The organism is Thalassotalea piscium, assembly GCF_030295935.1.
GTDB lineage: Bacteria > Pseudomonadota > Gammaproteobacteria > Enterobacterales > Alteromonadaceae > Thalassotalea_B > Thalassotalea_B piscium.
This window is the reverse complement of record NZ_AP027362.1, coordinates 1857709-1873398: the sequence shown is the minus strand read 5'-3', so window position 1 is coordinate 1873398 and position 15690 is coordinate 1857709. Positions and strand designations below refer to the sequence as shown.

Here is a 15690-nt window from a genome sequence, read left to right as displayed (position 1 = left end):
AAGCTTGCCAGCCTTTATTATTTTTAACCCAAATTATACTGGTAGCCAATCAATAAGGCTTGTTCTTATATTTAAATAAAAAAGCCTTTCTGATGAAAGGCTTTAACAATAGCGCGTTTATAAGGTTCAGCCTATTAGCTAACCTAAGAACATAAACTTAGCAACGAACAGAGCGGTAAGCGCCCATACACCGCCAGATATTTCATTAGACTTACCAGCACCTACTTTCAATACTGTGTAGGTAATAAAACCAAAAGCGATACCGTTAGCAATAGAAAATGTAAATGCCATCATGACCGTGGTAGCAATCGCAGGAGCAAATTCAGTTAAATCATCCCAGTTTAATGCTTTAAGCGAGCTCATCATCAACATTGCTACATAAATAAGCGCTCCGTCAACGGCAAACCCGGGTAACATTTGTGCAAGTGGTAGAAAGAACATACCGGCAAGAAATAAAAGACCGATAGTAATTGCTGTTAAACCTGTTCTTCCACCAACAGCAACACCAGCAGCAGATTCAACGTACGAAGTAACAGGAGGACAGCCAAACGCTGTGCCAATGACAGATGATACAGAGTCGGCTTTTAATGATTTACCTAAACCTTTAATTTTTCCATTTTCATCTTGAAGTTTAGCACGCTCGGCAACTCCCATTAATGTACCTGCAGTGTCAAAAATATTTACAAATAGAAAGGTAACAATTACCGGAATTAATGCAACTTCTAAAGCACCAACGATATCTGCTTTCCAAAAAATTGGCTCTAAGGCAGAAAAATTAGGTATAGCAAGCATACCATTGTAGCTAACAAAACCAGTAGCAGGAGCAAATGACTTAGCACTTTCAGCAACCACAAAAAATTCGGTGGGCAGTACCCACGTCATTGCAAATGCGATAAACGTTGTGGCAGCAATACCAATAATAACGGCACCAAATACTTTGCGGTAACTTAATACAGATATTAACAAAAAGCTTAAAAAGCCCAGTGCTGGTGCTTCTGCGCCGAAGTCGCCAAAACCAAAGTGAGTGAGATCTGCAAGTGCGACTACGTTGTCAGGATCAGGCACAACAATACCTGTGAAACGTAATCCAAGAAAGCCTAAAAACAATCCGACCCCTGCAGTCATAGCAAGTCTTAAGCTGAGGGGAATACTGTCTAACATCCACTCACGAAGCTTTGTAACACTCATAAAAACAAAAATTACCCCTGACAGAAATACTGCACCGAGGGCGACTTGCCAACTATAGCCCATACCTCCAACAACTGAGAAGGTAAAAAAAGCATTTAATCCCATACCCGGTGCCAGTCCAACTGGCCAATTAGCATAAAGCCCCATCATAATGGTAGCTATTGCAGCTCCTAAGCATGTCGCTAGAAATAGGCCATCAAAAGGCATACCTGTTTTCGACATAATTATAGGATTTAAAAACATAATGTAGGACATGGTCACAAAAGTAGTCAGACCTGCCATTAATTCGGTTTTAATATTTGTTCGATGTTCGGACAGCTTAAAAAATCGTTCTATTAAACCTAGCCCTTCCCCTTTCTTGGTAACTTGTTCCATAACTACAGTTCTCTCATCAATTGATTATTAAGGTCGTTTGTTCTTATCTTTATTAAATGGTTGACCTATTAGGTTGCCTTGCTACTAATACAGATAGTAAGACTGTACTGATATTAAAAAGAGGCTGTGTTAAAACCCTCCTTCATTTTTACGCATTAAATAAAATACAAGTAAAATATAAATAAAATCAAAGTAAATAACTAAAACACTATACAAAGTTCACATTGTGGAACCAATATGAGATGCGATAGTTATGGTAAATCGTTTAGAGTTATAATATACCAACGTTTTTATTAACATTTTGTTTTTATAATTATATTTATGTTTTATATATCTATAATTATGCTTGTTTATTTTATGCTCAGCGCCTTAATCCTATACTTAAACATCAAAACTTGTCAATAGTGTCAAGTAATTGTATTTTGGTGTAAGATCAGTCTGGTATTTTAGCGGATAATAATATTAAAAAAGTACATTAAAAATTTAACAATCAGGTAGCTATGCTTTCTTTATCACATTTTAATAAACATACCATTAAAGGCGACATATTTGGCGCACTTACATCAACTATTGTTGCACTCCCATTCGCACTTGCTTTTGGCGTTACTTCTGGCGCTGGTGCTAGTGCGGGTATTTACTGTGCAGTAATAACAGGTTTATTCGCTTCAATTTTTGGTGGCACAAATCAACAAATTTCTGGCCCTAATACCGGTTTAACCGTTGCTATGGTAGCCATTTTAACTAGTTTTATTGCTCAATTTCCTGAAAACGGTGTTGCATTAGCCTTTACTGTTGTCAGCTTGGCAGGGGTATTACAAATACTTTTTGGATTCTTTAAGTTAGGCAAGTACTTTATTTTGGTTTCATACCCGGTGATATCAGGATTTACTTCAGGAATTGGTGTATTAATTATTCTGTCTCAAATAGAGCCCTTATTTGGCGTATCGCTTGATGACGTTAATTTAGCAATCAATTCGCTGCTAAATCCAACTATGTTTCTTGGCACTATGTGTTTATTAGTACTTTTCTTTTGGCCACAAAAATATAGCAAAATTGTGCCAGCCAGTATTATTGTTGTTATAGGTGCTACAGTATTTTATATTTTAACAGGAGTTAACCTCCCCGTTGTTGGTGCTATCTCTAGTGAACTTCCTGATTTTAATATGCCCGTATGGGAAAGTAGTTTAGCAAGCGAAATGATTAAATCCGCTTTATTACTTGCCACATTAAGTACCTTAGATTCATTAATGACTTCTTTAACAGTTGATAGTATCAGTAATGATTTACATGACTCAGACCAAGAGTTAGTTGGCCAAGGTATTGGTAATGTTGTCGCAGGGCTTTTCGGCGCGCTTCCTGGTGGTGGTGCAACAATGCGTACCGTTACAAATTTAAGGGCCGGCGGGACAACCCCCTTATCTGGCATTTTACATGCAGTTTTTATTCTATTAATTGTGTTATGGGCTGGTGAATATACTGCCTATATTCCAGTGGTTGTTTTAGCGGCGATACTTACCCATGTTGGCATTAGCATAATTGATTGGAATTTTCTCAAACGGCTTCATCAAGTTCCGTTATTCAGCGCATGTCTAATGATCTCTACCATGGTTATGGCGGTGGTTTTTGACTTAGTTACTGCCGTATTGATCGGCGTTTTTATTGCTAATCTTGTTACTATTCGACGATTATCAGAAATCCAATTAGATAATATAAATTTATCTACGGCAAAAGATGCTGATTACCTTTCAGCACCTGAAAAGCAAATGCTAGAATCAATTGAAGACAGTGTCTTAATATTGAATATCTCTGGCCCTATTGGTTTCGGAGTTGCTAGAGGTTTAAAGCAGAGTGTAACAAGGGCTAATCAAAATAAAATACTGCTGATCGATTTTACTGATGCTTTATTCGTTGGGATCACTAGTACAATAGCTATTGAGGAAATTATTTTAAGCTATCAAAAGCAAGGACGCGAAATTTTATTATCTAGTGTATGTCAGCGGGTAAGAAATGATTTTGACAAGTTAAATCTATTTAAAAATATACCAGAAAATCATGTATTTAATACTAGATTAGAGGCGTTGACCTATATTAAAAACAATTCTTAACATAAAGTACGAACGTAAACAAAAGGTTGATTAATCAGCAAGTGAATAAGCTGTTTTTTAATGCTTGTAGCGCGCATGCTTGAGCTCACATCTACTTTGTAAATACGGCTGAAATAACAGCTATAAAGGTATTCGCTTTTAGGGTTTCAATCTATTAGGGTTTTGGGCTTTCTATATAACCTAGCGCTGTTGATATTTGCTTACCCGTTTTAACTATATCTTTGATCCATGTGTTTTTTCGCCGCTCAATTGGCGCAGAAACTGACAGACCAGCAACCACTTCGCCATACCTATCGTATAGAAGAACGCCTATACATCCTACGCCTATTTCTGCTTCTTCATTATCTAAAGCATACCCTTGATTAATCGATCGGCTACATTCAACGGCTAAGTTCTCTAAAGTAGAGTATGTATTTCGCGTATAAGAAGGTAAATTTGTTCGCTGAGCATATCGCTCTATCCCCTGCCTACCTTCTAGGCCTAACATCATTTTTCCGACGCCTGTTACGTGTAGTGGTGCACGACTACCTATAATTTGTTGTATATGCATCATTCTATTAGGAATCGATTTTTCAAGATAAATGATAACATCGCCTTCTCGTACTGTAAGATTAATGGTTTCACCAAACTTATCTCTTAATTTATCCATGAAAGGCATTGCAACTTTACGATAGTCAACTCCTTCTATTTGATAATTGCTTGCACGCATTAATCGTCCAGTCAAACGATATCTACCTGAGCAATCTCTTTCAACAAAGTGATTATCTATCAATGAGTGTAATATGCGAAAAGCAGTTGAAGGTGCCAAATTTGTATCAGCACTTAGTACTTTTAACTTAACTGACATGCTATAGCGAGATAAGGCATCAAGTAATAATGCCGCTCTATCAATTACCTGTATTCTAGATTCTGGATGTCTTTTATTCATAAAGTTAATGGCCAATACTGTTGCTCAAAGGTAATAAAAACCAAACCTCAATAATGTTGAAAATAATGCAGTATGCATTTGCTTTAATGCTGCGAAAATGTCACTCGTTGGTGCAAACAACAACAAGCTACTTACCGCTAGCTGGGGCGCTATCGAGCGAAAATTCAGCAGCCCCTAATAATCGATTCTGCTATTGAGGACGTTTTGAACTTTGCTGTACAGTTTGCAGCGATTTATTTGGTGTTTATACAAAGCTGAACTTATGTAATAGGATTGTTCCCCATAAATAAGTGAAAACGCTGTAGAAAAAGCAAAGGGGTGCTGTCCTTCGGATACGTTTAAACATGATTTACTTTTTCCTACATAGAACTAGATACTTAGCGTGTGCAGGACGCGGTAGCTTTCTAGCTAATTTGTGTAAAATAAATACACTTTTCTTGCTACGCCTCGATCAAATCAAGTTAAGTTCGTACAAATTTCGTACTTGAATGTTCAACACGCCCTAGTACAAAGATGCATTAGTTAACCAAATAGCTAGTGTATTACGCTCTTCTTCTGTCATTTGGCTCTTATTCATAAATGGCATATCTTTCGCGTCAATGACTCGTGCTTTGATCCTAGGAGCCCATTGTTCAATAGAAGCTATATCTTTAAAGATAACCCCTGCCTGCGCTGTTTTAAAAACATCATCAGTATTATTATCGGAATGACAAGAGCTGCAACGTTGTTCAATAATTGAGAGTACTTGTTTAGACGAAACTACTTGATGCTTTTGCGCTTTTGTTAATTGTGTCGTCTTTGGTGCTATGAGAAAAGCAAGAATGATAGTGGCAATTACAGCACCCACAAGAACAAGAGGCTTTTGTTTGCCAAAGTGGCGTAATACAAAATACTGACGGACCAAAGCGGTGATTAAAATAATTGCAATTAGCACTAACCAATTAGCATGATGATTAAACGTCATAGGGTAATGATTTGAGATCATAATAAAAATAATAGGAAGTGTAGTATAGGTATTATGAGTTGATCTAACCTTAGCGTTAAGTCCATAAGCAGGATCAGGCGCTCGCCCTTCGTTAACCGCTTTAACAAGCGCGCGTTGTGACGGCATAATACCAAAGAACACATTGCCAGCCATTATTGTACCGATAATAGCTCCCATATGCATGTATGCCCCTCGCGCACTAAACACTTGTGTAAGACCATAAGATAACGCTGTGGCAACAGCAATCAAAATCAACCCTAAGATAATGCCATGATTACGCAACTTGGTTCTCACTAGCAGTTCATAAACGCCTACTCCAATCACAATTGAGCCTATACCCATTATTATGGCTTGAAACTGTGTTAAATCGGCCACTCGTTTATCTATTAAGTATGATTCAGCGCCAACATAATACATTAATGAAAGTAACAAAAAACCAGTTATCCAAGTTGTATAGGCTTCCCATTTAAACCAATGCAAGGTTTTAGGCATCTCTTCTGGGGCGAGTTTATATTTGGCAACTTCATAAAATCCGCCACCATGAATTGCCCATAAGTCTCCGCCTACCCCTTTATCTTTTTTCCATTGTGGTGGTGTTTCTAGAGAATTATCTAACCACACAAAGTAGAATGAAGCACCAATCCACGCGATTCCAGTAATAAGATGTGCAAAGCGAATAACTAAGTTAAGCCATTCATTAATATATGGATCCATAATATCCCTTAATTGTTTATTGATTCGCTTCTCTTTATGAAGCATTTTTATTGTTATAATTTTTGCTTTAATATCACTATACTTTTTCACCCATGATATAGGTCGACTTAATATGCCGTTCATCGCCTATCATGCTTAGAATAAATAGCTTTTCAGAAAGTGTTTTACAGTGCTTCATTCTTCTAGCAATCAAAGGTGTTGCGAAGTAGTCAAGTACTATAAAATCAGCTTCAGCACCTTTGGTGAAATTGCCAATAGTTCCTTCTAAATCTAGCGCAATTGCGCCACCTAAAGTTGCCAAATAAAAAGACTGAAATGGATCGAGCTTTTCAGCACGAAGTTGCTGTGTTTTGTATGCTTCATTTAGGGTACTTAGCATAGAGAATGTTGTACCAGCGCCAATATCAGTACCATAACCAACATTAACATCAAACTTTTGTGCCTGTTGTAGATTAAATAACCCACTACCTAGAAATAAATTAGAGCTTGGACAAAATGCAATGGCTGAGTTAGTTTCGCCTAAACGCTTGCATTCACTGTCATGCAAATGCACACCATGTGCAAATACACTTCTACGCCCAAGTAACTTACTTTTGTCGTAAACATCTAAATAACCATCACTATCAGGGAAAAGTGCTTCTACCCAAGCTATTTCAGCTTGGTTTTCGCTTAAATGCGTATGCAAATAAACTCCTGGATTTTCCCTTAACAACTGCCCTGCTTTATTCAATTGCTCGGTAGAGCACGTTGGTGCAAAACGAGGAGTGATCGCATATTGTAAACGATCAACGTTATGCCACTTTTCAATTAATGCTTTACTATCGTCATAACCTGATTGTGCAGTATCTGATAAATAATCTGGGCAGTTTTGATCCATTAAGACTTTACCGCAGATCATACGAAGCTTTTTCTGTTGTGCAATTGTGAAAAAAGCTTCAACCGATTCTTTATGCACAGTACCAAACACTAAAGCGGTTGTTGTACCTGCAGCAAGTAATTGTGTTAAAAAGAATTCAGCCACCTTCTTACCATGCGCCAAATCAGAAAATTGACGTTCAAATGGAAACGTATAGTTTTCTAACCACTCAAGTAACTGTTCACCATAAGAGGCGATCATTTCAGTTTGAGGATAATGGACATGAGTATCAATAAAGCCAGGCATGATCAACCCACTTTTGTAATGAGTAATGTCTACGTTTTCATCCAAAGTGGGTAATAAGTCAACAGCTTTACCAACCTCGGCTACAAGGCCGTCTTTAATGATCAGCAAGCCATCTTCAATATATTGGTAGCTGTCTTGCAGAGATACTTTTGCTGGTTCAGCTAAAAAGTGTAATAACTCTCCGCGAAATACTTTTAACATTGTTTCACCTATTTTCATTATTTATGTACTGCTAGTTTTTTGTATTTGCTAGCCAATTAGCCACTATGAACAGATAACTATTCTTAGGACCATTAAGATCGTTTAACTTTTTGCGATTACTAGTGAGCCTTCTAGCTTTAATACATCACAGTTATCACCATCACCACCCCTATCAACCACTAAAAAGTCACTTATACTACCCAAAGCTAAACAGAAGTGATGCCAAGTGCCTTTGTGATAATTAACCCCTTGGTTTGCCTGTGCAATAAAGACTTCAATATTATTTATATTGAAGTCTCCAGCAGGCGCAACTACTACTAAATAAGGGTTTTCACCCATAGGAATAAATGCCTGACTACCGAGCGGGTGTCGTTCCATCATTCGAATTGCGATAGGCTGCTCTAGTGGAGTAGACCTAAATATACTAATTAATGGGTGACCATTGTTATCGCTAACATCCACCTTTGCCAGATCATGATAACGCTGGGTAAAACCATCATTAATTGAAAAACTTTTTACCTGTTCACTGGCTTCGATTACATCGCCAAAAGCACTAAATGTATCTTTCGTCAGTGGTTTTGGTGTTATAACGTTCAACATGTTTGTCATTATATAGCCTTATAAAATGCACATAGGGTTGGTTTAACTACCACGGTATGTTGAATAGCCAAAAGCAGTTAAAAGCAAAGGAATGTGATAGTGGCTATTACGATCGTGTGAAGCGCTATCAAGCTCAAATACAATATCTACGTACGGGTAAAAACCTGTTTCGTTATTGTTTTCGTAGTAAGTAGCTGTCTGAAAGTGCATACGATAAATACCAGCATCAAGAACACGTTCTTTGTCGAGTAGGTTTGCAATCCGCCCATCTTCGTTAGTAACGCCAGAGGCGATTTCTAGCCAACCATTAGCTGTTTGTGCAAATAAGGTGATCGGTAAGCTTTTTGCAGGTTTGCCGCGCGTAGTATCTAGTACATGTGTTGTTATTTGACTCATTATAGCTTCTCCAATCGAAGGTTAAATATCTTTCGTTGTTCTTCTGCTGCGTTTGCTAACTCTATTGCTTTGTCGTTAGGTAAACGCGCATCTAACAACGCAAGCATTTCTGCAGCGCTTTTACCTGTTGCACAGACAATAAAAATAAAACCGAATTTTGCAAGATAGTTAGCATTACCTTTCGCTAAATTTATCAGTACCTGTTCAGAAGCATCGTTTACCGCGCTTTGTTCACCACTGGCTAATTCTTTTGTGTTAGCATATTTGGCACGTAATGTGTCTACATTACCTATTTGTGGGTGTCCTTCAAAAGCTTCCAAATAGTCTACTTCTGCTAAGTTTTCCCACACTGTACTTGCTTGCTTAATTACACTGTCACGGTCAGCATAAGGCCGGCCTGCCACCATTGCTTCAACCCAGGCACTTGATGTACAACATTGCATAAAACTATGGGTTGCTTGTTCTTTTGTAGCGCTATTTAAAATATGTAAGTTCATTAATTTTCTCTTGTGTCAATATTGCTAACTAATTCGACTTAGAGCTGCCCTTTTAATAAAGGACGACCTATTGGAGTATTGATAAAATTATCTTGTTGACAAACATGGTGCCCCCTTACAAATGTATGCTGAACTTGCCCTGTAACAGAGCGTCCTGCATAAGGTGTAATGTTATGGCGATGTTTTATCATTTCATTTGTAATAACAAACTCTGCATTAGGATCAAATACTAAAAAGTCTGCATGATTACCTACTTTAATTTCTCCCTTAATTGAGTCTAAGCCTGCAAATTTAGCGGTTTCTGTCGACATTAAACGGCTAATATCTACTAAATTAAAACCTCGTTGTTTTGCTTCCGTCCAAATTAAAGAAATACCAAATTGTAATGCTGAAATTCCGCCCCAAGCCTTTTCAATATCACCGGTATCAATATGTTTTAATTCAGGCGTACAAGGTGAATGATCGGAAACAATAAAGTTTAAACGCCCGTCGGTGATCGCTTGCCATAAATGCTCTCGATTCTGATTTTCCCTTATTGGTGGACAACATTTGAATAGTGTTTTGCCATCTGGGATACTCTCAGAGGCTATGGTTAAATAGTGTGGGCAAGTTTCAGCAGTAAAACGCAAGCCTTCTTTTTTTGCCTGTTCGATTGTATCTAACGCTTCATCAGACGATAAATGTACAATATGTACTTTACAGTTATCACCTTTATCTTTCGACTCACGCGCCAAATCAACCATTAATGAAATCGCATCGTTTTCCCATTTTTTTGGACGTGACGCTAAAAAGCTATTATATTTTTCGTTAATTACAACATCGTTAAAGCCACCACAATCTAATTCAGCATGAATTAGGTAAGGTACGTCGTGTTTTGATAAAATAGGCATTGCCGCACGGATGTCTTTCGCTTCAACATTAGGAAACTCATCAATACCTGAATCAATTAAAAAAGACTTTACACCTAATACTCCAGCATTTAATAAATCATCTAAATCATCAATGTTTTGAGGAATAACCCCTCCCCAAAAGCCACAATCAACCCATAACTTATCATCTACAGAGTCTAGCTTCTCTTGAAAGGCAGCCTTAGTTGTTGTTACAGGTATACAATTTAGTGGCATATCAACCAATGCTGTTATACCACCGGCTGCTGCTGCTTGTGTAGCTGTATTAAAACCTTCCCATTCAGTTCGACCTGGTTCATTAATATGTACATGGGAGTCGACTAATCCAGGCATTATTACGTAGTCACCAAAATCTTTAGTCTGACAATCTACCGAGTGATTATAGGCATGTATCGCGTGAACAAAATCTCCTTTAACTTCAATTAATGCAGGTTTTATTTGATCTTCAATAATGACATTTTTACTTTTTAGTGCAAAATGTTTCACTTGTGTACTCCACTTGCCGTCTCTGTTTGTATTTTGTGCTCTATTGTTTGCTTAAGAAGTTGCTCAAGATTTTGTGACGAAAGCAGAGCCTTTACTTCTTTCCAAGCGATACCCTTGTTTAAATTTTTAGCGCGTTTACCTGACAGTTGCATGTTTGGTAATAGTGACTGATATGATTGTATTATTTCTCCTGCGACACTGACCGCCACTTCCATTGGTAATTTACCAGCGACTTGGTCAAGACCTATAGGGCAGTTCATTTTTTCAACAAGCGAGCTTTTTATTTCTCTGTGTTTATAGCGTTGTTGAAAGCGACGCCATTTGGTGTCTGAAGCAATCAAACCCAAGTAGTGAAAATCTTCACGTTTTAATACTTCAAGACTTATATCAAAGTCGAGTTGGTGATTGTGTGTCATTACTATATAAAGTGTATTAGTTGCCATATTAGCCACTTCACTACTTGGTTCATCAGTAATAACCTGGGTAACGTTGCCATAGTGTTCAACATTACTAGGAAATTGTGCCTCGCGGTTATCTACCCAGGTAATATGGCATGGCAATTGTGCCAATATAGGAATTAAGGCTTGTCCGACATGCCCTGCACCAAAAACCGCAATATGAATGGCATTAGCAGCAAAGCATTCAAATAATATACTCGCGCTGCCACCACAACATTGCCCTAATTGGCTGCCTAATTGATAATGCTCAATTAATTGACAGTCTTTATTTTGAGCTAACAGCTTGTGTGCTTGTTTTATAGATTTATACTCTAAATGACCACCACCTATGGTATCGAAAGCCTCACCTTGACAAACCACCATTTTAGTACCGCTATTGCGAGGGGTAGAGCCACTTACACCAATAATGGTAATTAACACATACGCTTTACCCTGTTGACTAAATTTCAGGCTTGCCTGGTTCCAGTTCATTGTTTCACTGGTATGACGATGATATTTATTGTTGTTAGCGCTATTCATACTAACGATCCTTACTTACTTCTTTTGCTTTAATGGCCTGAACCGCCCAAAGTACGCGCTCGGGGGTTGCAGGTGTATCAAGTATAGGACTTTGTTTATAGTCTGCGATGCTGGCAATTGCATCTTTTAATGCTGACCAAACAGATATCCCTAACATAAACGGAGGTTCACCTACTGCTTTTGAGTTATAGATTGTATGTTCACGATTAGGGGCATCGGGTACTAATGCCACACGAAAATCTGCAGGTGCATCATTAATAGCAGGGATTTTATACGTTGCAGGGTTATTTGAAAGTAAGCGCCCTTGCTCATTCCATACTAATTCTTCAGTTGTTAACCACCCCATTCCTTGAACAAATGCACCTTCTATTTGGCCAATGTCAATTGCAGGGTTAATTGAGTGTCCAACATCTTGTAATATGTCTGTTCGTAACGTTTTATATTCACCGGTTAGTGTGTCAATAATAACTTCAGACACAGCAGCACCGGTGGCAAAATAAAAAAATGGTCGCCCTGTTGCTGTTGCCCGATCAAAATGAATTTTTGGTGTTTTGTAAAAACCAGTAGAAGATAAAGACACTCTTTCCATATAAGCAAGCTGTATAAACTCAGCAAAGCTAAAACGTTGTTCTCCAGCAATAATATGATTATTGTCAAACTTAACTTGCTTGGCATTTATTGCGTATTTTTCACATGCAAAATCAATTAAACGCTGTTTAATAGTTTTTGCTGCAGCTTCTGCCGCTTTACCATTTAAATCAGTGCCTGATGATGCTGCAGTTGGCGATGTATTGGGTACTTTATCTGTACGTGTAGATGAAATAGCAACAGTATCCACATCCACTTGAAATTCATGAGCTACAATCTGGGCAACTTTGGTGTTTAGCCCTTGCCCCATCTCTGTTCCACCGTGATTTAAATGAATAGTACCGTCAGTATAAATATGGATGAGAGCACCAGCTTGATTCAAATGTTGAACGGTAAATGAAATACCAAATTTAACTGGTGTTAACGCAATACCTTTTTTCAAAACTTTATTATTAAAATTAAATTCTGTTACAGCTTTACGGCGCGCTTGGTAATCTGAGGTTTCTTCTAATGTATCAATTATTTCTGCAAGATTGTTGTGTTCAACATCTTGATGGTAATGAGTAACATTGCGATCATCTTTCCCGTATAAGTTAATTTTACGAATAGCTAAGGGATCTTTTCCTAAATGACGGGCAATATCATCCATTACCATTTCAATCGTCATCATACCTTGAGGTCCACCAAAACCACGATAAGCCGTATGTGACACAGTATTTAGCTTACAGCGATTGCCAGTTACACTGGCTTGATCTAAAAAGTATGCATTGTCTGAGTGAAACATAGCTCTATCAACAATTGCATCCGACAAATCAGGTGAGTAACCGCAGTTACCATTAACCTCAATATTAATCCCTTTAATTTGACCATTATTGTCAAAGCCAACAGTATAGTTATTTTCAAATGGATGACGCTTACCTGTCATTATCATGTCATCCATACGACTTAATTTAAATTTAACGGGTCGCTTAGTGATATTAGCAAGTAAAGCCGCAATGCATGCCCAAGGTGCTGCTTGAGTCTCTTTACCACCAAAACCACCACCCATACGGCGCATATCAACAAGCACCTTATTTAATGGAATAGCTAATACCTCTGCGACCAGTTTTTGTACTTCGCTTGGGTGCTGCGATGAACTATAAATATTCATGCCACCGTCTTCAGTAGGTTCAGCTGTAGAGACTTGACCTTCAAGGTACATATGCTCTTGGCCACCTACAAGAATACTACCTGATAGTTGATGTTCAGCATTTGCAATAGCTTTATCAGAATCACCTCGTTTCATGGTAAATGGAGGACGAACATAATTCTTTTTAGTCAATGCTTCCTTGACTGTTAATACAGCATCAAGGACTTGATATTCAACTTTTGCTAACTTAACCGCTTTACGCGCTAAATCATAACTGGTCGCTGCCACAGCAAACAACGGTTGACCGACATACTCAACTTTACCAAGCGCAAGTACAGGGTCACCAGGAAAAACCGGACCAATATCTGTATGCCCTGGTACATCATCAACAGTGATAACAGCAATAACACCCTCTGCGGCTTTTACCTCAGATAAGTCCATAGAAACTATTGTTGCGTGGGCGTGTTCAGACTGCCCAACAGCAGCATGTAGCTCGCCCCGGGAAGATGGCCTGTCATCTATATAAATAGCTTCACCAGACACTTGCTTATCTGCACTTTCATGTTTTTTTGAGCGCCCTACACCACCTAAACCTACATTATTACTTTCGCTATGAAGGCTTTCGTTACTATTTGAATTTGCTTTTTTTACATTAATTAGACTACGCATAATTTACCACTCGTGTTTCTATCGTTTTACTTTGAAGCTCTAGGTAACATTTCTCGATCAAATTTTGAGCGACAGTCATGCGGTATTTGTCAGATGCACGAACATCTGACATGGGTTGAAAGTCTGTAGTTAACGCTTCTTTTGCTTGCTCTATTAATGTTTGCGTTAATACATTGCCTTTTAAAACGGCTTCAGTTGACGGTGAGCGTTTGGGTATTGCCGCCATTCCTCCGAAAGCGATACGGATTTCTGTAATAGTATTATCTATGCAGCCTGTAGCGTTTTGAGTTTTTTGTTCAATAAATATTGCAGCTAATACTGCTGAAATATCGTCGTCGAAACGTTTAGAAATTTTGTATAGCTTTAAAGTTTGACCTGCTAGAGGCTTAGGAATTTGTATTGATTTAATAAACTCAGAAGGTTTGAGTAATGTTTTTTTATAATCAATAAAGAAATCTTCCACTAACATGGTACGCTCAACTCCATTTCGATGTAATGTCATTGTAGCACCAAGTGCTATAAGCGCTGGAGGCATATCACCAATTGGTGACGCGTTACCAATATTGCCGCCCAATGTACCATTATTTCGTACTTGCTTAGAGCCAATACGCTCTATCATTTCGCCTAAGTCAGGATAGTAATGATGTAAAGTATCAATAAATTTACTGTAGGGTAATGCTGAGCCTATGATAATTTCACTATCAGATTCTTCAATCTTAGCAAGCTCTTTAACACCGCCCACATAAACCAGTGAGTTAATAATGGCTAAATTTTGTGTTACAGATAACGCTAAATCTGTGCCCCCTGCCAATAATATTGACTTAGGTTCGTTAATTAATTCATGAGCGAGTTCACCAATGTCTTTAGGTGCGATATAACGATTGCCATTACCAATTAAGCAAGGTGTGGGTAGTTTTTGTAGTTCAGTAAGTGCAGAAACTGTTTGCTCATAATGTTGCGCAAAAGTATCCGATTCAACCGCTACACTTTCAGTAAGGGCGGCTTCAATAATAGATCGATAGCCCGTACATCGACAAAGGTTGCCAGCTAGCGCTTCAAGGACCTCTGCCCGCGTTGGCTTTTTATTATGTTTATGCAGCGCAAACGATGACATAACAAAACCAGGTGTACAAAACCCGCACTGTGTTCCATGATTATCTATAAGGGTTTGCTGTGCATGATGTAGTTTAGCTCCGTCTTTTAAATCTTCTACCGTAATTAATTGTTTGCCATGTAGACTTCCAACAAACGTTATACATGAATTTATAGACTGATAATTAAGTTTAGTGTTATCTGTAGCATCTAGCTCTGCAAGTACGACAGTACAAGCTCCGCAATCACCAGATGCACAACCTTCTTTTGTGCCAGTATTAAATTGTATTTCACGAAGATATTGAAGAATTGTTAAATTCGGATCAATGTTTTCTATGGTCACACGTTTATTGTTTAGTAGAAAATGAATTGTGCTGTTTGTCATATTTAGGTCCGTTATCGTTCTTGCTAGTCTCAAAGCACTTAACTTTCGATACGATTAATATAACAGACTTGAAAGTTGACACAAGTGTCAGATTTATATTTCTTAATTGAAAAGAAAAAAAAGATAGGCACAAAAAAAATTAAACATAACGATCTTTTTTCATAACCCACTGTTATAGCGTCAAATTAATAAGAAAAGATAGTTTTGTTTTTAGCTAATAGAAAGCTTCACATAGTAAGTAATACCAATCTCACTAACTAGGTGAACATTTCTACTGGTTATAATAATCAACTACTGCGTTATTT

Annotated in this window: 12 protein-coding genes; 1 reads left to right on the top strand and 11 read right to left on the bottom strand. The window is 37.9% G+C overall.

Translation table 11 applies throughout. The annotated features are described in order from the left end of the window. Positions 1-138: 138 nt before the first annotated feature. Entirely contained in the window at positions 139-1563 is a 1425-nt protein-coding gene (locus tag QUD79_RS08095) for an NCS2 family permease (RefSeq protein ID WP_184422880.1), read from the bottom strand. A 500-nt stretch (positions 1564-2063) separates the two neighbouring features. Here QUD79_RS08095 and QUD79_RS08090 point away from each other — a divergent pair, with 500 nt between their 5' ends. Then, positions 2064-3668 carry a SulP family inorganic anion transporter gene (locus tag QUD79_RS08090; RefSeq protein ID WP_184422878.1) on the top strand — a complete coding sequence of 535 codons (1605 nt, stop codon included), beginning with the start codon at positions 2064-2066 and terminating at the stop codon, positions 3666-3668. 154 nt (positions 3669-3822) lie between these two features. Here the strand turns inward: QUD79_RS08090 and QUD79_RS08085 are convergent, their stop codons facing one another. The 10 genes from QUD79_RS08085 to xdhA form a co-directional block, all read right to left on the bottom strand. After that, positions 3823-4596 (bottom strand): IclR family transcriptional regulator, encoded by a 774-nt coding sequence (locus tag QUD79_RS08085; protein WP_184422876.1) that lies wholly within the window; start codon positions 4594-4596, stop codon positions 3823-3825. Positions 4597-5098: 502 nt separating this feature from the next. Continuing rightward, positions 5099-6295, bottom strand: coding sequence for a urate hydroxylase PuuD (locus tag QUD79_RS08080; protein ID WP_184422874.1), 1197 nt, complete (start codon positions 6293-6295; stop codon positions 5099-5101). Between the two features lie 76 nt (positions 6296-6371). Next, entirely contained in the window at positions 6372-7658 is a 1287-nt protein-coding gene (gene guaD / locus QUD79_RS08075) for a guanine deaminase (protein WP_246454884.1), read from the bottom strand. Positions 7659-7760: 102 nt separating this feature from the next. Continuing rightward, positions 7761-8267, bottom strand: coding sequence for an ureidoglycolate lyase (locus QUD79_RS08070; RefSeq protein ID WP_184422870.1), 507 nt, complete (start codon positions 8265-8267; stop codon positions 7761-7763). A gap of 33 nt (positions 8268-8300) precedes the next feature. Next, positions 8301-8654, bottom strand: coding sequence for a hydroxyisourate hydrolase (gene uraH, locus QUD79_RS08065; protein ID WP_184422869.1), 354 nt, complete (start codon positions 8652-8654; stop codon positions 8301-8303). Next, positions 8654-9151, bottom strand: coding sequence for a 2-oxo-4-hydroxy-4-carboxy-5-ureidoimidazoline decarboxylase (gene uraD / locus QUD79_RS08060; RefSeq protein ID WP_184422861.1), 498 nt, complete (start codon positions 9149-9151; stop codon positions 8654-8656). Before uraD ends, uraH begins: the two co-directional genes overlap by 1 nt. Before the next feature lie 38 nt (positions 9152-9189). Further along, the gene (gene allB, locus QUD79_RS08055) at positions 9190-10545 is read right to left on the bottom strand and encodes an allantoinase AllB (protein ID WP_184422859.1); all 1356 of its coding nucleotides are present in this window, start codon (positions 10543-10545) and stop codon (positions 9190-9192) included. Then, positions 10542-11522: a xanthine dehydrogenase accessory protein XdhC gene (gene xdhC, locus QUD79_RS08050; protein WP_246454883.1), complete on the bottom strand. Its 981-nt coding sequence runs from the start codon at positions 11520-11522 to the stop codon at positions 10542-10544. Before xdhC ends, allB begins: the two co-directional genes overlap by 4 nt. Before the next feature lies 1 nt (position 11523). Further along, a complete protein-coding gene (gene xdhB / locus QUD79_RS08045; protein ID WP_184422857.1) occupies positions 11524-13908 on the bottom strand; it encodes a xanthine dehydrogenase molybdopterin binding subunit in 2385 nt (794 codons plus the stop codon). After that, the gene (xdhA, locus tag QUD79_RS08040) at positions 13901-15385 is read right to left on the bottom strand and encodes a xanthine dehydrogenase small subunit (protein ID WP_184422855.1); all 1485 of its coding nucleotides are present in this window, start codon (positions 15383-15385) and stop codon (positions 13901-13903) included. Before xdhA ends, xdhB begins: the two co-directional genes overlap by 8 nt. Between the last annotated feature and the right edge of the window lie 305 nt (positions 15386-15690).

Coding starts and splice junctions, on each gene's coding strand:
- QUD79_RS08095 (WP_184422880.1), bottom strand. CDS start 1,563: ATGGAACAAGTTACCAAGAAAGGGGAAGGGCTAGGTTTAATAGAACGA.
- QUD79_RS08090 (WP_184422878.1), top strand. CDS start 2,064: ATGCTTTCTTTATCACATTTTAATAAACATACCATTAAAGGCGACATA.
- QUD79_RS08085 (WP_184422876.1), bottom strand. CDS start 4,596: ATGAATAAAAGACATCCAGAATCTAGAATACAGGTAATTGATAGAGCG.
- QUD79_RS08080 (WP_184422874.1), bottom strand. CDS start 6,295: ATGGATCCATATATTAATGAATGGCTTAACTTAGTTATTCGCTTTGCA.
- guaD (WP_246454884.1), bottom strand. CDS start 7,658: ATGTTAAAAGTATTTCGCGGAGAGTTATTACACTTTTTAGCTGAACCA.
- QUD79_RS08070 (WP_184422870.1), bottom strand. CDS start 8,267: ATGACAAACATGTTGAACGTTATAACACCAAAACCACTGACGAAAGAT.
- uraH (WP_184422869.1), bottom strand. CDS start 8,654: ATGAGTCAAATAACAACACATGTACTAGATACTACGCGCGGCAAACCT.
- uraD (WP_184422861.1), bottom strand. CDS start 9,151: ATGAACTTACATATTTTAAATAGCGCTACAAAAGAACAAGCAACCCAT.
- xdhC (WP_246454883.1), bottom strand. CDS start 11,522: ATGAATAGCGCTAACAACAATAAATATCATCGTCATACCAGTGAAACA.
- xdhB (WP_184422857.1), bottom strand. CDS start 13,908: ATGCGTAGTCTAATTAATGTAAAAAAAGCAAATTCAAATAGTAACGAA.
- xdhA (WP_184422855.1), bottom strand. CDS start 15,385: ATGACAAACAGCACAATTCATTTTCTACTAAACAATAAACGTGTGACC.